Consider the following 14,964-nt stretch of genomic DNA (forward strand, 5'->3'; position numbering starts at 1 on the left):
AAGAAGGTCTGCGTTTTGCGATCCGCGAGGGCGGCCGCACGGTAGGCGCCGGTGTTGTAACTGAAATTATAGAATAAAAAGGTTCTGATAAGTGGCTACTCAACAAAAAATCAGAATTAAACTTAAGTCGTACGATCATAATTTGATCGACAAATCGGCTGAAAAGATAATTCAGACAGTAAAGTCAACGGGAGCTGTGGTATCGGGTCCGATACCACTCCCTACGAAGAAAAATATTATTACAGTGAACCGATCGGTGCACGTTAATAAAACTGCCCGAGAGCAGTTTGAGTATCGTTCTCACAAACGTTTGATCGATATTCTTTCGACCGGATCGCAAACTGTAGATGCATTAATGAAGCTGGAGTTACCCTCTGGTGTGGACGTAGAAATTAAAGTGTAACATTTATAATCACTGAACAATGAGTAGTGGTTTGATAGGAAAAAAAATTGGCATGACCAATGTCTTTGATGACAATGGTAGGAATTATGCCGTTACGGTTATAGAAGTTGATCCCAATGTTATTACGGAGATCAAAACAAATGAGGAAAACGGCTATGAAGCTGTACAGCTTTCTGCTTTTGATAAAAAGGAGAAAAGTACTTCAAAACCGTTAAAAGGACATTTTGAAAAAGCCGGTACAGCGCCTAAAAAATACATTAAGGAATTCAGAGATTTTATTCCTGAAGATGCTGAGCTCGGAAATGAGTTGAATATCGAAGATGTATTCAGCATTGGTGACACTGTTGATGTTGTGGGTGTCTCAAAAGGAAGAGGATTTACTGGTGTAGTTAAGCGACACAATTTTAGTGGTGTCGGTGAAGCTACGCACGGCCAGCATGACAGGCAGCGTCATCCAGGCTCCATTGGTCAGGCATCAGATCCGGCTCGAGTTTTTCCCGGAATTAAGATGGCCGGCAGAAGTGGTAATGAACGTAACAAAATTAAGAATTTGACGGTTGCCAGAATTTTTAGTGAGTCAAACTTGATGATGGTTACCGGTTCAATACCCGGTCCTAATGGACGATTTGTTGAAATTTACAATAGACAGTAAGAAATAATTACTAATGAAGCTTCCGATATTTACAACTGAAGGTAAAGATAGCGGAGATCAGATTGAACTGGCTGATTCTATTTTCGGAATAGAGCCCAATGAAACTGCTATCTACGAGGATGTTCGACGATATATGGCAAATCAGCGCCAAGGAACATCCAATACAAAAGAACGTGGACAGGTTCGTGGTGGTGGCCGTAAGGCTTATCGCCAGAAGGGAACAGGTCAGGCACGACGTGGTTCCATTCGTTCCCCCTTGTTAAAAGGTGGTGGAACGGTGTTTGGACCAAGTCCTCGAGATTATTCTTTTAAACTATCTAAAAAGACAAAACGACTGGCTCGTAAATCCGCTTGGTCTGCTAAAGCAGCTGATGAAGCTATTAAGATTGTGGATGATTTTTCTTTTGATGAGCCAAAAACACAAAAAGTTGCTGGTATACTTGAGAGTCTGGATATAGAAGGACAAAAGGTTCTTATTTTGACTGCAGATACCGATAAGGTTCTTTATAAATCTGCACGTAATATTCCAGATGTAGAATTATTGGAAGCAAACAAACCTACGACATATCAGATTCTTGATGCTGATGTCATTTTAATTCAAAAAAGTGCTATTGAAGTACTGCAAGGATCTATTGAATCTGCTGAGGAGGCTGTAGCATGAAACAAATATTAAAGAAACCATTAATTACTGAAAAACTTACTCGGCTTCAGGAAGAAGGCAAGTATGCTTTTAAAGTTGATAAGCATGCTTCAAAATCGGATATCAAGAATGCAGTGTTGGATCGATATCCGGATGTTAAGATTAAGAAGATTAACACAATGATTATGCCTTCCAAGCCTAAAGGGCGTTATACCCAGAGTGGTTATATTGTTGGCCGAGAGAAAGTTTGGAAGAAAGCAATTGTAACTCTGAAAGAAGGCGAAATAGACTTCTTTAGTGAAATTTAGAAACAAATAGTTCAATGGCTACCAAGAAATCAAAACCATCTACACCCGGCTCAAGACACAGAATTTCTCCTGTGTTTGATGATGTGACTGTTAGCAAGCCGACTGTTAAACGGCTTGTGAAGGGTAAAGGTCAATCCGGTGGAAGAAATAAGCAGGGACGGATGACATCCCGCCATCGTGGTGGAGGTCATAAGCGTCGTTATCGTCAGATTGATTTTAATCGCGACAAGCACGATATCCCTGCAAAAGTTCAAACAATTGAATACGATCCTAATAGATCGGCACGTATTGCACTTGTTGCCTATGCAGACGGAGAAAAGCGTTATATTATTGCTCCTGATAAGTTAGGCGTTGGCGATACTATTATTAGTGGAATATCAGGTATTGAACCAGATGTTGGAAATGCAATGCCGATGAAGCATATGCCACCCGGTACATACATTCATAATATCGAATTGCACCCGGGACAGGGAGCACAACTTTGCAGAAGTGCAGGAACTGTGGCACAAATGGTCGCCAAGACGGATCGTTATGTAACGGTTAAGTTGCCTTCTGGTGAAGTTCGAATGATTTTAGGTAATTGTATTGCAACCGTAGGATCTACAAGTAATCCCGATCACTTTAATACCTCTGTTGGTAAAGCGGGACGAAACCGCTGGAAGGGTAAGCGACCTCATACTCGTGGTGTTGCAATGAACCCGATTGACCATCCAATGGGCGGTGGTGAAGGAAAAGCTTCGGGTGGACACCCACGTTCGCCATGGGGACAATCTTCTAAAGGATTGAAGACAAGGAAACGCAAAAAACTTTCGGACCGGTATATCGTTCGAAGTCGCAAAAAGTCTAAAAAGTAATTAGTTATGCCAAGATCGCTAAGAAAAGGACCTTACGTATATTACAAGTTGCAGCGTAAGATCGATGCAATGAATGAAAGCGGCAAAAAAAATGTCGTCAAAACATGGTCACGTAGCTCTATGGTTACGCCTGATTTCGTTGGATTGACATTAGCTGTTCATAACGGGAAGCAATTTATACCCGTATTTATTACAGAAGATATGGTGGGCCACAAACTTGGAGAATTTGCTCCTACAAGAACGTTCCGTGGCCACCCTGTGAAGTCTAAAGCAACACGAGAAGCACCGAAAAAACCAGGAATGTAATCTATTATGGCTGAAGAAATTTTAAAAGCAAGAGCTACTCAAAAACATCTTCGACGGTCACCTCGCAAGGTTCGATTAGTTGTTGATGCTGTAAGAGGAGATCGTGTAGACAAAGCCCTTAAGAAGCTTGAATTTACTAATAAGGGTTCTGCAGATGAAGTAGCCAAAGTTGTTAAGTCAGCAGCTGCTAACATTCGCGACAAGTTTCAGGAAGCTCGACTTGACAACCAAGAGATTTATATATCAGAAATTTATGTAAACGAAGGTGCGACACTGAAACGCATACAGCCACGAGCGATGGGGCGTGCTAATCAGATACGCAAACGTACCAGTCACATCACAGTAGTTGTGGCTAATAAAGAAGAATTAGTTAATCAATAAACGATAATACCTTGGGACAGAAATCACATCCAGTAGGTTTACGACTCGGTATCATTCGCGGTTGGGATTCCAATTGGTATTCCGAAGAGAATGAACCCGAAATTTTATATGAAGACACCAAGTTGCGCGAATATTTGCACACACGTCTTCAAAATGGAGGGCTTTCTCGAGTCATAATCGAACGAACACCAAAACGAATACTCCTTACACTCAAAACCAGCCGACCCGGTGTTATTATTGGGAAGGGCGGTGAACAGATAGAACTTCTTCGTGAAGAGCTTAAGAAGATCACAAGTAAAGAAGTTCAAATTAATGTAAGTGAAATTAAACGACCCGAAACGGATGCAAGTTTAGTTGCTCAAAATATTGCTCAGCAACTTGAGGCTCGGATATCATTCCGACGAGCAATGAAAACAGCAATCTCTTCTGCTATGCGTATGGGAGCTGAAGGAATTAAGATTCGTTGCGCCGGTCGATTGGGCGGAGCTGAAATGGCACGAACCGAGCAGTATCGTGAAGGACGTGTGCCATTGCATACACTCCGTGCTGATATTGACTACTTTAATACCACAGCGAATACCATTTATGGATCAATTGGTGTTACGGTTTGGATCTTTAAAGGTGAGATACTCGGTGATATTGAGTTGACACCCGGAGATGCTCATACCCAGCAGAAGGATGATTCTCGAGGACGACGTGGAGGTGGCAAACGCCGCTCTCGTCGACGTAGAAGAAATAAGAATTAATACTGTAAATAATTAGATCATGTTAGAACCAAGAAACGTACGACGCCGCAGGCAGCACCGCCGCAGTCTTAAAGGTACTGCTCAGCGTGGACATACGCTTGCCTACGGTGATTTTGGTTTAAAGGCAATGGAGCCGAAGTACATCACTTCTCGGCAAATTGAGTCTTGCCGTATTGCAATTGCACGGCAGTTGCAACGTGATGGGCAAACCTGGATTCGAATTTTTCCAGATATGCCTAAAACTGCTCAACCGGCTGAAACTCGGATGGGTAAAGGTAAGGGCGCTGTAGAGGAGTATGTAGCTGTCGTTAAACCTGGGCGCATACTGTTTGAAATTGCTGGTGTACCTGAAGATTTAGCCTGGGAGGCAATGCGTCGCGCAGACTATAAGCTTCCGATCAAAACGAAATTTATTGTTCGTCGTGATTACGATGGACCTTAATTAACAAGGTATTTGATAAATCATGAAAGCACACGAACTACGAGAAAAATCAATTGCTGAATTGAAGGCTCGGCTGGAAGATGAAAAGCAGGCATTGCAAGATATGAAGTTTAATCGCGCAATTGCCGGACAGCTTGAAAATCCCGCTCGTGTTACTATGACACGTCGCGAGATTGCCCGAATTCATACGATTATTACTGAAAAACAACAAGAAGAAAGTGCTGAATAATTAACACAATGGCACAAACTGAACGAGTACAACGAAGAGAACGGAAAGGTCGCGTAGTTAGCAATAAAATGGATAAGTCCATTACTGTTGCTGTAGATCGAAAGGTAAGACACGCGATTTATGGAAAATATATTACAAAGACGACTAAGTACATGGCCCATGACGAAAATAATGAGGCCAATGAAGGTGACTTGGTGCAAATCATGTCAACTCGACCGCTTTCTAAGCGAAAGTCTTGGCGTCTTGTAGAAATAATTGAACGAGCAAAATAACTGGATATATTTTAGGAATCTGCAATGGTACAAGCACAAACACAATTAAATGTTGCTGATAACAGCGGCGCTCGTCAGCTCAAGTGCATAAAAGTTCTTGGAGCCTCAAAGCGTCGATATGCACGAATAGGCGATGTTATTTCTTGCTCAGTAAAAACTGCAATCCCCGGAGGAAATGTAAAGAAGGGAGAAGTAGTGAATGCTGTGGTTGTAAGAACGAAGAAAGAAATACGTCGTCGAGATGGCAGTTACATTCGTTTTGACGAGAATGCAGCTGTTATCATTAATAAAGAAAGTGAACCTGTTGGTACACGTATTTTTGGACCAGTAGCTCGCGAATTACGTGAGCGAAATTACATGCGTATTGTATCACTTGCTCCAGAAGTGCTTTAAAAACGAATTTTATTATGCCACGTACTAATAACAAGCAAAAGAAATTACACGTTAAAAAAGGCGATGAAGTAAAAGTTATCGCTGGTAACGATAAGGGTAAAGAAGGCCGAATTTTAGCCGTATTTCCCGAAAAGGAACGCGTATTAGTTGAAGGAATAAATATGAGGGTGCATCACGATCAGCCAACCCAGGATAATCCCCAGGGAGGACGTATTGAACGTGAAGTATCCATTCATGTATCAAATGTAATGGTACTTGATCCTTCAAACGGAGAACCCACGCGTATTGGCCGTAAAAGAATTGAAGATGACAGCGGTGGACGATGGGTACGTTATGCAAAGAATAGTGGCGAGATTATTGATAAATAAGAAGTAATTATAGAATGTCAGAAGCAAGACTTTACACACAGTATAAAGACGAAGTTATTTCGAACCTGATGGAACAGTTCGAATACGAAAATGTAATGGCTGTTCCCAAACTCGAAAAGATTGTTATAAATAGTGGTGTTGGCGAAGCAGTGGAAAATGAAAAGGTATTGGATACTGTAACCGACAACCTTGCCACAATTACGGGTCAAAAACCGGTAACCACAAAGGCAAAGAAATCTATCTCTAATTTTAAAACCAGAGATGGAATGCCTATAGGATGCAAGGTTACTCTGCGGAAGAAAAAAATGTATGAGTTTCTTGATCGCTTGATCAACCTTGCGTTGCCTCGAACTCGTGACTTCCAGGGAGTACCTGATAAAAGTTTTGACGGCAGAGGAAATTATACCCTCGGTGTGAAGGAGCATACAATATTTCCTGAAATCAATACTGATGATGTTGATAATATTCACGGTATGGATATCACCTTTGTAACCACAGCTGATACTGACGAAGAAGCGTATGCTTTGCTGAAGGAATTTGGAATGCCGTTTCAGAAACGAAATTAAATCAACAAGCATAAATAATTATGGCTAAGAAAGCTTGGATAGCACGTAACGAAAAAAGAAAACGAACGGTAAAGAAATACGCCGAAAAGCGAAAAAAGCTTAAAGAGGAAGGTAAATGGGAAGAACTGCAAAAGCTTCCTCGTGATGCAAGTCCTACACGCGTGAATAATCGCTGTAACTTAACGGGACGTTGTCGCGGCTATATTCGCAAGTACGGTATCTCTCGTATTAAATTTCGTGAACTTGCACTCGACGGGAAGATTCCTGGCGTACGAAAAGCAAGTTGGTAACATTTTAACGAAGAACTTCTATGTTTGATCCAATTTCAGATTATTTAACAAGAATACGTAACGCTCAACAAGCTGGACATCGCCGGGTAGATATTCCCGCGTCTAAGTTGAAGCGTGCAATGACCAAAATCCTTCTGGATAAAGGTTATATTAATAAGTTTATCAATATCGATGATGGAAAACAGGGGATGCTTCGTCTGTTTTTGAAATACGATGCGTATGGTCATCCGGTTATTAAAAAGATGAAACGTCGTTCAAAGCCGGGACTTCGTGAGTATTGTGGAGCTGATAATATTCCCCGTGCCCTTAATGGGTTGGGAATCGTTATTCTCTCGACTTCACGCGGAGTAATGACTGATAAAGAAGCCCGCAAGGTAAAAGTGGGTGGCGAAGTATTGTGCACTGTTTATTAAAAATAAGGTAATAGAATTATGTCTCGTATCGGAAATCAACCGATTGAATTAAAAGAAGATGTTGAGTTTAGCATTGATGGGGATAATGTAGTCACCCTCAAGGGTGATAAAGGCAGTGATACACTGCAGATGGATCCTAGCATCAATATTGAGAAAAAGGACGGTGAACTAATCGTCAATAGAACAGGTGAGCAGAAAATTGACCGCTCGCTGCATGGGCTTTATCGATCCCTGATCAGCAATATGATGATTGGTGTTTCAGAAGGATATAAGAAAAAGCTCGAAATTATTGGCGTTGGTTATCGCGCATCTTTAAGTAATGGAGTTCTTGAGTTACAATTAGGATTTTCTCATCCCATTTACTTTGTAGCACCAGACGGGGTAGACCTCGAGGTTGATACAAAGACTAAAAAGAACCCCTTACTAATTGTTTCAGGAATTAACAAGGAATTAGTTGGACAGGTTGCCGCTAAAATACGATCGCTTCGTCCCCCTGAGCCTTACAAAGGCAAAGGAATTAGATATGAGGATGAATGGGTTCGTAGAAAAGCTGGTAAATCTGCTGCTAAAGCTTAATAGGAATTATTTACGATGGATAAGAACATTAAAAAAACATTACGTCGTGACAGAATACGACGCCGTATTCGATCAACTATAAAAGGTACTGCTGAACGACCACGCTTATGCGTATACAAAAGTAACAAGCATATTTATGCACAGCTTGTTAATGATCGTTTGGGACATACCTTGGCAGCTGTATCCACAGAATCAGACAATGTGGATATTAAAGACAAGACGATGCAAGAGGCCGCCAAAGTAGTAGGAGAGCAGCTTGCTGAACTTGCCGACGATAAAGGACTTAATAAAGCCGTGTTTGATCGAAGCGGATATAAGTATCACGGCGTAGTGAAAGCACTTGCTGAGGGTGCACGAGAAGGTGGATTAGACTTTTAAAACGAATTATTATGCCTAAAATAAGAAGACGACATAACATAACGCCTACAAATCTTAACCTTGAAGAGAAGCTGGTTCATATTAACCGGGTTTCTAAGGTAGTAAAAGGTGGCCGCCGCTTTAGTTTTAATGCTATTGTGGTTGTTGGTAATAAAGATGGTGTTGTAGGACACGGTCTTGGTAAAGCCAACGAAGTTTCCGATGCCATCCAAAAAGGATTTGATAACGCTAAAAAGAATCTGATTAGAGTTCCAATGACCAAAACCGGTAGTATCTATCATACTATTACCGGAAAAGAAGGTGCCGGTGAGGTATTACTTCGACCTGCATCAGAAGGTACTGGTGTTATTGCCGGAGGGCCTGTTAAGGCATTACTTGATATTGCTGGATTACAAAATATCCTTACAAAATCAGTAGGATCATCAAATCCGCACAATATGGTTAAAGCTACATATAATGGATTGAAGAATTTGACCGATCCGTTTGAAGTAGCTGAGCGACGAGGAATTTCTATGAATAAAGTATTTGAAGGCTAATAGATCTAAGGAATTTAACCAGGATAAGATAATGGATTTAAGTAATTTAAACGCCCCGGAACCCAATAAAAAAAATGCCAAGCGTATTGGTCGTGGACAAGGTTCAGGACGAGGTGGGCACACTGTTGGTAAAGGACACAACGGACAACGCTCACGAAGTGGGTTTAAAGAAAAGTTTTGGTTTGAAGGTGGACAAATGCCTTTACAACGTAAAGTTCCAAAGTGGGGATTCAATAACAAGTTCCGAAAGGAATATGTAGCTATTAATACAGGTACAATTCAACTCTTTGTCGAGCACGATAAACTTGAAGAGACGATTACTCTTGAAGATATTCGAAAAGCTGGACTCGCAGGGAAGAATGACTTGGTAAAATTACTCGGTGATGGTGACATTGAAGCCTCAATTGATATTGAAGTTCATAATGCCAGTAAATCTGCACAAGAAAAAGTTGAAGAAGCCGGTGGAAGCATTACGTTCGTAAATAATAATCAATAAGAGAATTAGATAAGTCACCTTCTAAATGAGTATAGTCGAAAACTTTCGCAACATCTTTAAGATAGAAGAGCTCAAGAATCGTATCTTCTATGTCATCGGCATCTTGATGGTTTATCGTATAGGAAGTTTTGTAACACTTCCTGGTGTTGATGCCACTCAATTAACACAGCAGGCTGGTAATGCATCAAGCTTGCTGGGTTTGTTTGATATGTTTGTAGGGGGTGCTTTTTCTCGTGCAGGGGTATTTGCACTTGGGATTATGCCTTACATTACTGCAGCGATTATTATACAGTTAATGGGGGCAGTTGTACCATATTTCCAAAAACTCCAGCGCGAAGGTGAAGAAGGTAGGCGTAAAATAAACAGACTTACACGGTATGGTACCGTAGGAATAACTTTGATTCAATCCATTGGGTTTTCTATCAATTTGATGGCTACAACGCCCAATGCCATTGTAGTAAGTAATTTTACGTTTGTTTTAACCTCGATGATTATCCTTACTGCAGGCACCACTTTTGTAATGTGGCTCGGTGAGCGAATTTCTGATCGAGGAATTGGTAATGGTATTTCAATTATTATTATGATTGGTATTATTGCTCGATTGCCTGCCAGTTTAATTAACGAAGTAACCACAAAGAGCAATGCAATTATTGTACTTGTTGAAGTTGCGGCATTGATTCTGGTAATTGCTGCTTGTGTACTGTTAACACAAGGTGTACGCAAAGTTCCTGTTCAATATGCAAAGCGTGTTGTTGGCCGAAAAGTGTACGGTGGAACTACTCAATATCTGCCATTACGGCTAAATGCTGCAGGTGTAATGCCCATTATTTTTGCACAATCAATTATGTTTATCCCAAGCACGATCGGAACATTTTTCCCCAATAATGAGACCGTGCAAATGTTAACTGCTTGGTCGAGTGATTTTACAGGAATCACCTATTCCATTATCTTTGGAATCATTGTTGTGTTCTTTACATATTTCTATACTGCTATTACGGTTAATCCACGTGAAATGGCAGACACAATGAAACGCCAAGGTGGATTTATTCCCGGGGTCAGGCCTGGCAATCAAACCGTTGAATTTATTGACAATATATTGACGAAGGTAACTCTTCCGGGTTCTATTTTCTTGGCTATAATAGCAATTATGCCGGCTATTGTAGCGCGGTTAGGAGTCACCCCTGGCTTTGCTCTCTTTTATGGAGGAACAAGTTTGTTAATTATTGTTGGTGTAGCTCTTGATACATTGCAACAGATTGAAAGCCACCTGATGATGCGTCATTATGATGGCTTTATGAAGACAGGTAAGATGAAAGGCCGACGTAGAGCATAAGATGATTTACCTTAAAAGCGAATCTGAAATTGAGAAAATGCGCGAGAGCGCGCAAATTGTTTCTCGGACGCTCGGTAAGGTGGCAAAACAGATTGAGCCTGGAGTAACAACCGGAAAACTTGACAGAGTTGCTGAAGAGTTTATAAAGAAAAATAATGGTCGCCCTGCTTTCAAGGGATATGGACCCAAAGGAAATGAGTTTCCCGGAACCTTGTGTATTTCAATTAATGAAGAAGTGGTGCATGGAATACCCAGTGATAAGCGTGAGCTCAAGGAGGGTGATATCGTCTCCATTGATTGTGGCGTTGAAAAGAATGGGTACTTCGGTGATCACGCTTATACATTTGCCGTTGGTGAATGTGAAGACGAGAAAATTCGTTTATTGCGTGCTACATTAGAATCGTTATATAAAGGAATTGAAAAGGCTATACACGGCAATAGAATTGGAGATATTTCTCAAGCTGTGCAACAGCATTGCGAGAATGAAGGATTTGGAATAGTCAGAGACTTGGTAGGTCACGGTCTCGGAAAATCGCTCCATGAAGATCCTTCGGTACCAAATTTTGGAAAGTCCGGAAGAGGAGAGCGTCTCCGATCCGGAATGACATTAGCTATTGAACCTATGATCACCCTTGGTTCATGGCAAGTAGAAACATTAGATGATGGCTGGACGGTTGTTACCGCCGATCGTAAAGTTTCTGCCCATTACGAACATGATATTGTAGTACGAGAAGGAAAAGCTGAAATTTTAAGTACTTTTGATTATATTAGAGAGATAACCAAAAGTCGAATAAACGCAAATATTTAGCAATGGCTAAAGAAGAGCCAATTAAACAAGATGGCGAAATTATTGAAGCATTACCCAATGCACAATTTCGTGTAGAGTTGGACAATGGGCATGAGATATTAGCTCATGTGTCTGGTAAAATGAGAATGTATTATATTAAAATTCTTCCCGGTGACCGAGTCGCTGTGGAGATGTCTCCCTACGATTTAACGAAGGGACGTATAACGTATCGTTACAAGTAAATTCTAATTAAAAGAGTTTAGTGTTATGAAGACTCGATCTTCAGTTAAAAAAAGAAGTTCAGACGACAAAATTGTACGACGCAATGGTCGTGTTTATGTAATCAATAAAAAGAATCCACGCCACAAACAACGGCAAGGATAATTAATTCGGATAGTTTTTATGGCTAGAATTGCTGGAATAGACTTACCTAAAAATAAACGCGGTGAAATAGGTCTAACCTACATCTATGGTATCGGCCGGTCAACTGCTCAGGATATTCTTGATGAGCTTGATATTGATCGAGGTACCAAAGTTGTGGATTGGACTGATGAAGAAGTATCGAAGCTCCGTCAAAAGATTGACAATGAGTATAAAGTGGAAGGGGCATTACGAAGTGAGGTGAATGCCAATATTCGACGATTAATTGAGATTGGTTCTTATCGTGGTAATCGCCATCGTAAAGGATTACCCGTACGAGGACAACGCACTCAAACAAATGCGCGAACCCGTAAAGGGAAGCGACGTACCGTTGCAGGTAAGAAATCAGCTCCTCGAAAATAATTAAACGAGATAATTAAATGGCAAAGCGACAACGTAAATCTGCAAAGAAAAAGCGAAGAAAGCAGCTTTCAGATCCCAATGGAATGGCTTTTATCAAGGCAACATTTAATAATGTCTTGGTAACAGTAACTGATGCTAATGGAAATGCACTTTCTTGGTCATCAGCCGGAAAGGAAGGCTTCAAGGGATCACGAAAAAATACACCATATGCAGCCCAGTTAAGTGCTGAAACAGCAGCAACTGCCGCGTATGAAATGGGATTACGAAGAGTCGAGGTATTTGTAAAAGGCCCTGGCTCTGGACGTGAAGCAGCAGTACGTGCTTTAGCATCAAGTGGATTGGAAGTAACTGAGATAAAAGATCGTACTCCTATCCCTCATAACGGTTGCAGACCACCTAAACGACGAAGAGTATAACGAAGTAAATTATTAGTTAATCATGGCAAGATATAGAGGCCCAAAACAAAAGAAAGCAAGACGTTTTCGAGAACCAATATTTGGTCCCAGCAAAGCGCTGGAACGAAAACCTTATGGACCTGGCCAGCACGGACGGTCCAGATATTCACGAAAATCAGAATATGCTATTCAGCTTGAAGAAAAGCAAAAAGCAAAATATACCTATGGCTTGCTTGAAAGACAGTTTTCAAATCTGTTTGATAAAGCAAATGCTAAAGACGGTGTAACAGGAGAAATTCTCTTGCAATTGCTTGAAAGCCGCCTCGATAATACGGTTTACCGTTTAGGTTTTGCAAGAACTCGTCGACAGGCAAGGCAGTTAGTGAGTCACAAGCATATAGTGGTAAATGGAGAGGTTGTTAATATTCCATCTTATCAGCTTAAGCCTGGAGATGTAGTAAATGTTCGACCAAAGTCCAAGACTTTAGAAGTTATTAATGAGTCATTGCAACATGCTCCATCCAGTAAATACAAGTGGATAGAAATCGATAAGAAAGATATGCAGGGTAAATTTTTGAACGTACCCGAAATGGAAGAGATTCCTGAAAATATTAATGTACAGCTTATCGTAGAGCTCTACTCTAAGTAATTTAAATTAATTTAGTTTATAACGCGTATTGATATGAGTAATTATAGTATACAAATGCCTGAACCACTTGAGGTTGAAGAAGCAACCGATACCTTTGGTACATTTATATTACAACCATTGGAACGAGGTTTTGGAGTTACCATCGGTAACTCATTTAGGAGAATATTGCTTTCTTCTTTACCGGGAATTGCTATCAATGCTGTTAAAATAAATGGAGTTGAACATGAGTATTCCAGCATTGATGGGGTTAAAGAGGATGTCTATGAGATAATCCTAAACCTCAAAGAAGTTCGATTCAAACAGATCGAGCAGAGCAGCGGAATTATTCATGTATCCAAATCTGGAGAAGGAGCACTTACAGCCGAAGACATTTCTGAGGCTACAGCAGATTATGAAGTACTTAATTCCGATCAGCTTATTGCAACGATGGCTGATGATGCAGATATTGAAATGGAATTGCATGTTGGTAGAGGTCGGGGATATGTACCGGCTGAGGAACAAGACGTAGATACCGATGAAGATGTAAGTCTTATTCCTATTGATGCTATTTATACTCCTATCAAGCAGGTACAGTTTGATGTGGATAATGTTCGTGTTGGACAACGAACTGACTATGAGAAATTGGTTATGGATATAACCACTGATGGATCTATCAATTCTAAAGAAGCTCTTACTATAGCAGGTAAAATTCTAAAAGAGCATATTGAGAAGTTTATCACTGAAGAAATTGATGAGCCGTTCACCCAAGAAGAGGAAGAGGTTGATGCAGAAAAGCAACGTATTACCAACTTGTTGAAAACAAGTATAGAAGACTTGAACCTAAGTGTACGTTCTTATAACTGCTTGAAATCAGCAAATATTAATACAATTGGTGAATTGGTAGCAAGAGATGAGCAAGACTTGCTTAAATTTCGAAACTTCGGTAAGAAATCATTAGCCGAATTAGTAGAAGTTATAGAAGGCAAAGATCTGCACTTCGGAATGGATGTAACAAAGTATTTAGATAAATCTTAAAGGTATTATAGAAAGTAATGCGTCATTTAAATAAAGGTAGAAAGCTCGGTAGAACATCATCGCACCGAAAGGCAACACTAAGTGCGCTTTCTGTAGCTTTAATTAAAGAACATAGAATAGTAACGACAGTACCTAAGGCGAAGGAGCTTAGAACGTTTGTTGAGCCTTTAATAACGAAGGCCAAGGAAGATACTTCTCACAATCGTCAGCAAGTATTTTCAAAGCTTAAGGATAAAGCTGTAGTTTCACATCTTTTTGATGAAGTTGCCCAGAAAGCGATGGATCGACCTGGGGGATACACCCGGGTTGTAAAACTTGGTTATAGATCTGGCGATAATGCCCAGATGGCTGTCATTGAGTTGGTTGATTATAATGATATAAAACCCAAAGACAGCAAAAAGAAAAAGGGTACACGACGAGCCGGAAAATCCAAGAGTGCTACCTCATCTTCAGAAGCTCAGAAAAAAGAAAACGCTGCTTCTGAAGAAGAGTAATCTTTCCAAAATTTCAACGTTTTTTGGATAACTTATCCCACAAACAAAAAGAACAAAATAGTTTGAAATAATATTTGTTTTATAGGGAATAAGTTCTTATCATTGCACCGCCTTGAAACAAAAGATAGTGACAGGAAAGAAAGTCGCTAAAACAACCTCTAAAGGCTGAAAAAATTAAAGAGGATTCGTTCTTTGACAGACTGAGAACATACAGACGATCGCACGTCGAGCCCTTGTCAGCCCCGTTTAGGCGGGGCGGA

The 14,964-nt window shown here is 40.5% G+C and carries 30 protein-coding genes; all 30 read left to right on the forward strand.

Annotated elements, in window-relative coordinates; all coding sequences use genetic code 11:
* Positions 1-77 (forward strand): hypothetical protein (locus ACQ76V_RS15455; RefSeq protein WP_422447782.1); only part of this gene is annotated, 77 nt, incomplete at its 5' end.
* A gap of 14 nt (positions 78-91) precedes the next feature.
* A complete protein-coding gene (gene rpsJ, locus ACQ76V_RS15460) occupies positions 92-403 on the forward strand; it encodes a 30S ribosomal protein S10 (RefSeq protein WP_095607732.1) in 312 nt (103 codons plus the stop codon).
* A 19-nt stretch (positions 404-422) separates the two neighbouring features.
* On the forward strand, positions 423-1,055 hold the full coding sequence (gene rplC, locus ACQ76V_RS15465) for a 50S ribosomal protein L3 (RefSeq protein WP_441001420.1): 633 nt from the start codon (positions 423-425) through the stop codon (positions 1,053-1,055).
* Between the two features lie 13 nt (positions 1,056-1,068).
* Positions 1,069-1,716: a 50S ribosomal protein L4 gene (gene rplD / locus ACQ76V_RS15470; protein WP_441001421.1), complete on the forward strand. Its 648-nt coding sequence runs from the start codon at positions 1,069-1,071 to the stop codon at positions 1,714-1,716.
* Complete coding sequence (gene rplW / locus ACQ76V_RS15475; RefSeq protein WP_441001422.1) at positions 1,713-2,003, forward strand: 50S ribosomal protein L23; 291 nt, start codon at positions 1,713-1,715, stop codon at positions 2,001-2,003. The genes rplD and rplW overlap by 4 nt, the downstream gene beginning before the upstream one ends.
* 14 nt (positions 2,004-2,017) lie before the next feature.
* Positions 2,018-2,857, forward strand: a complete 840-nt coding sequence (gene rplB, locus ACQ76V_RS15480; protein WP_441001423.1) for a 50S ribosomal protein L2 — start codon at positions 2,018-2,020, stop codon at positions 2,855-2,857.
* Positions 2,858-2,863: 6 nt separating this feature from the next.
* The gene (gene rpsS, locus ACQ76V_RS15485; protein ID WP_441001424.1) at positions 2,864-3,163 is read left to right on the forward strand and encodes a 30S ribosomal protein S19; all 300 of its coding nucleotides are present in this window, start codon (positions 2,864-2,866) and stop codon (positions 3,161-3,163) included.
* Between the two features lie 6 nt (positions 3,164-3,169).
* Entirely contained in the window at positions 3,170-3,544 is a 375-nt protein-coding gene (rplV, locus tag ACQ76V_RS15490; protein ID WP_441001425.1) for a 50S ribosomal protein L22, read from the forward strand.
* Between the two features lie 11 nt (positions 3,545-3,555).
* Positions 3,556-4,290, forward strand: coding sequence for a 30S ribosomal protein S3 (gene rpsC, locus ACQ76V_RS15495; RefSeq protein WP_441001426.1), 735 nt, complete (start codon positions 3,556-3,558; stop codon positions 4,288-4,290).
* 19 nt (positions 4,291-4,309) lie between these two features.
* Positions 4,310-4,732, forward strand: coding sequence for a 50S ribosomal protein L16 (gene rplP / locus ACQ76V_RS15500; RefSeq protein ID WP_095607740.1), 423 nt, complete (start codon positions 4,310-4,312; stop codon positions 4,730-4,732).
* 22 nt (positions 4,733-4,754) lie between these two features.
* The gene (gene rpmC / locus ACQ76V_RS15505) at positions 4,755-4,961 is read left to right on the forward strand and encodes a 50S ribosomal protein L29 (protein WP_441001427.1); all 207 of its coding nucleotides are present in this window, start codon (positions 4,755-4,757) and stop codon (positions 4,959-4,961) included.
* An 8-nt stretch (positions 4,962-4,969) separates the two neighbouring features.
* Positions 4,970-5,233: a 30S ribosomal protein S17 gene (gene rpsQ / locus ACQ76V_RS15510; RefSeq protein ID WP_441001428.1), complete on the forward strand. Its 264-nt coding sequence runs from the start codon at positions 4,970-4,972 to the stop codon at positions 5,231-5,233.
* A 24-nt stretch (positions 5,234-5,257) separates the two neighbouring features.
* Positions 5,258-5,626, forward strand: coding sequence for a 50S ribosomal protein L14 (rplN, locus tag ACQ76V_RS15515; protein ID WP_441001429.1), 369 nt, complete (start codon positions 5,258-5,260; stop codon positions 5,624-5,626).
* Positions 5,627-5,640: 14 nt separating this feature from the next.
* Positions 5,641-5,994, forward strand: a complete 354-nt coding sequence (gene rplX, locus ACQ76V_RS15520) for a 50S ribosomal protein L24 (protein ID WP_441001430.1) — start codon at positions 5,641-5,643, stop codon at positions 5,992-5,994.
* 14 nt (positions 5,995-6,008) lie between these two features.
* Positions 6,009-6,560 carry a 50S ribosomal protein L5 gene (gene rplE / locus ACQ76V_RS15525; protein WP_441001431.1) on the forward strand — a complete coding sequence of 184 codons (552 nt, stop codon included), beginning with the start codon at positions 6,009-6,011 and terminating at the stop codon, positions 6,558-6,560.
* Positions 6,561-6,580: 20 nt separating this feature from the next.
* Entirely contained in the window at positions 6,581-6,850 is a 270-nt protein-coding gene (gene rpsN, locus ACQ76V_RS15530; RefSeq protein WP_441001432.1) for a 30S ribosomal protein S14, read from the forward strand.
* A gap of 20 nt (positions 6,851-6,870) precedes the next feature.
* Positions 6,871-7,263, forward strand: coding sequence for a 30S ribosomal protein S8 (gene rpsH, locus ACQ76V_RS15535; protein WP_441001433.1), 393 nt, complete (start codon positions 6,871-6,873; stop codon positions 7,261-7,263).
* 18 nt (positions 7,264-7,281) lie between these two features.
* The gene (gene rplF / locus ACQ76V_RS15540; protein WP_441001434.1) at positions 7,282-7,839 is read left to right on the forward strand and encodes a 50S ribosomal protein L6; all 558 of its coding nucleotides are present in this window, start codon (positions 7,282-7,284) and stop codon (positions 7,837-7,839) included.
* 15 nt (positions 7,840-7,854) lie between these two features.
* Positions 7,855-8,217 (forward strand): 50S ribosomal protein L18, encoded by a 363-nt coding sequence (rplR, locus tag ACQ76V_RS15545; protein WP_441001435.1) that lies wholly within the window; start codon positions 7,855-7,857, stop codon positions 8,215-8,217.
* A gap of 11 nt (positions 8,218-8,228) precedes the next feature.
* On the forward strand, positions 8,229-8,753 hold the full coding sequence (gene rpsE, locus ACQ76V_RS15550) for a 30S ribosomal protein S5 (RefSeq protein WP_441001436.1): 525 nt from the start codon (positions 8,229-8,231) through the stop codon (positions 8,751-8,753).
* Positions 8,754-8,784: 31 nt separating this feature from the next.
* Positions 8,785-9,249 (forward strand): 50S ribosomal protein L15, encoded by a 465-nt coding sequence (gene rplO, locus ACQ76V_RS15555; protein ID WP_441001444.1) that lies wholly within the window; start codon positions 8,785-8,787, stop codon positions 9,247-9,249.
* 25 nt (positions 9,250-9,274) lie between these two features.
* On the forward strand, positions 9,275-10,582 hold the full coding sequence (gene secY, locus ACQ76V_RS15560) for a preprotein translocase subunit SecY (protein ID WP_441001437.1): 1,308 nt from the start codon (positions 9,275-9,277) through the stop codon (positions 10,580-10,582).
* 1 nt (position 10,583) lies between these two features.
* Positions 10,584-11,390, forward strand: a complete 807-nt coding sequence (map, locus tag ACQ76V_RS15565; RefSeq protein WP_441001438.1) for a type I methionyl aminopeptidase — start codon at positions 10,584-10,586, stop codon at positions 11,388-11,390.
* Positions 11,391-11,392: 2 nt separating this feature from the next.
* Entirely contained in the window at positions 11,393-11,611 is a 219-nt protein-coding gene (gene infA, locus ACQ76V_RS15570) for a translation initiation factor IF-1 (RefSeq protein WP_095607754.1), read from the forward strand.
* Positions 11,612-11,636: 25 nt separating this feature from the next.
* Positions 11,637-11,753, forward strand: a complete 117-nt coding sequence (gene rpmJ, locus ACQ76V_RS15575; RefSeq protein WP_142716052.1) for a 50S ribosomal protein L36 — start codon at positions 11,637-11,639, stop codon at positions 11,751-11,753.
* Positions 11,754-11,771: 18 nt separating this feature from the next.
* Entirely contained in the window at positions 11,772-12,152 is a 381-nt protein-coding gene (rpsM, locus tag ACQ76V_RS15580) for a 30S ribosomal protein S13 (protein ID WP_441001439.1), read from the forward strand.
* Positions 12,153-12,169: 17 nt separating this feature from the next.
* Positions 12,170-12,568 carry a 30S ribosomal protein S11 gene (rpsK, locus tag ACQ76V_RS15585; protein ID WP_441001440.1) on the forward strand — a complete coding sequence of 133 codons (399 nt, stop codon included), beginning with the start codon at positions 12,170-12,172 and terminating at the stop codon, positions 12,566-12,568.
* 22 nt (positions 12,569-12,590) lie between these two features.
* On the forward strand, positions 12,591-13,196 hold the full coding sequence (rpsD, locus tag ACQ76V_RS15590; RefSeq protein ID WP_441001441.1) for a 30S ribosomal protein S4: 606 nt from the start codon (positions 12,591-12,593) through the stop codon (positions 13,194-13,196).
* A gap of 33 nt (positions 13,197-13,229) precedes the next feature.
* Positions 13,230-14,210 carry a DNA-directed RNA polymerase subunit alpha gene (locus tag ACQ76V_RS15595; RefSeq protein WP_441001442.1) on the forward strand — a complete coding sequence of 327 codons (981 nt, stop codon included), beginning with the start codon at positions 13,230-13,232 and terminating at the stop codon, positions 14,208-14,210.
* A gap of 17 nt (positions 14,211-14,227) precedes the next feature.
* Positions 14,228-14,704 carry a 50S ribosomal protein L17 gene (rplQ, locus tag ACQ76V_RS15600; RefSeq protein WP_441001443.1) on the forward strand — a complete coding sequence of 159 codons (477 nt, stop codon included), beginning with the start codon at positions 14,228-14,230 and terminating at the stop codon, positions 14,702-14,704.
* Positions 14,705-14,964 lie beyond the last annotated feature (260 nt).

Source organism: Fodinibius sp. SL11, from assembly GCF_052060035.1.
Taxonomy (GTDB): Bacteria; Bacteroidota; Rhodothermia; order Balneolales; family Balneolaceae; genus Fodinibius.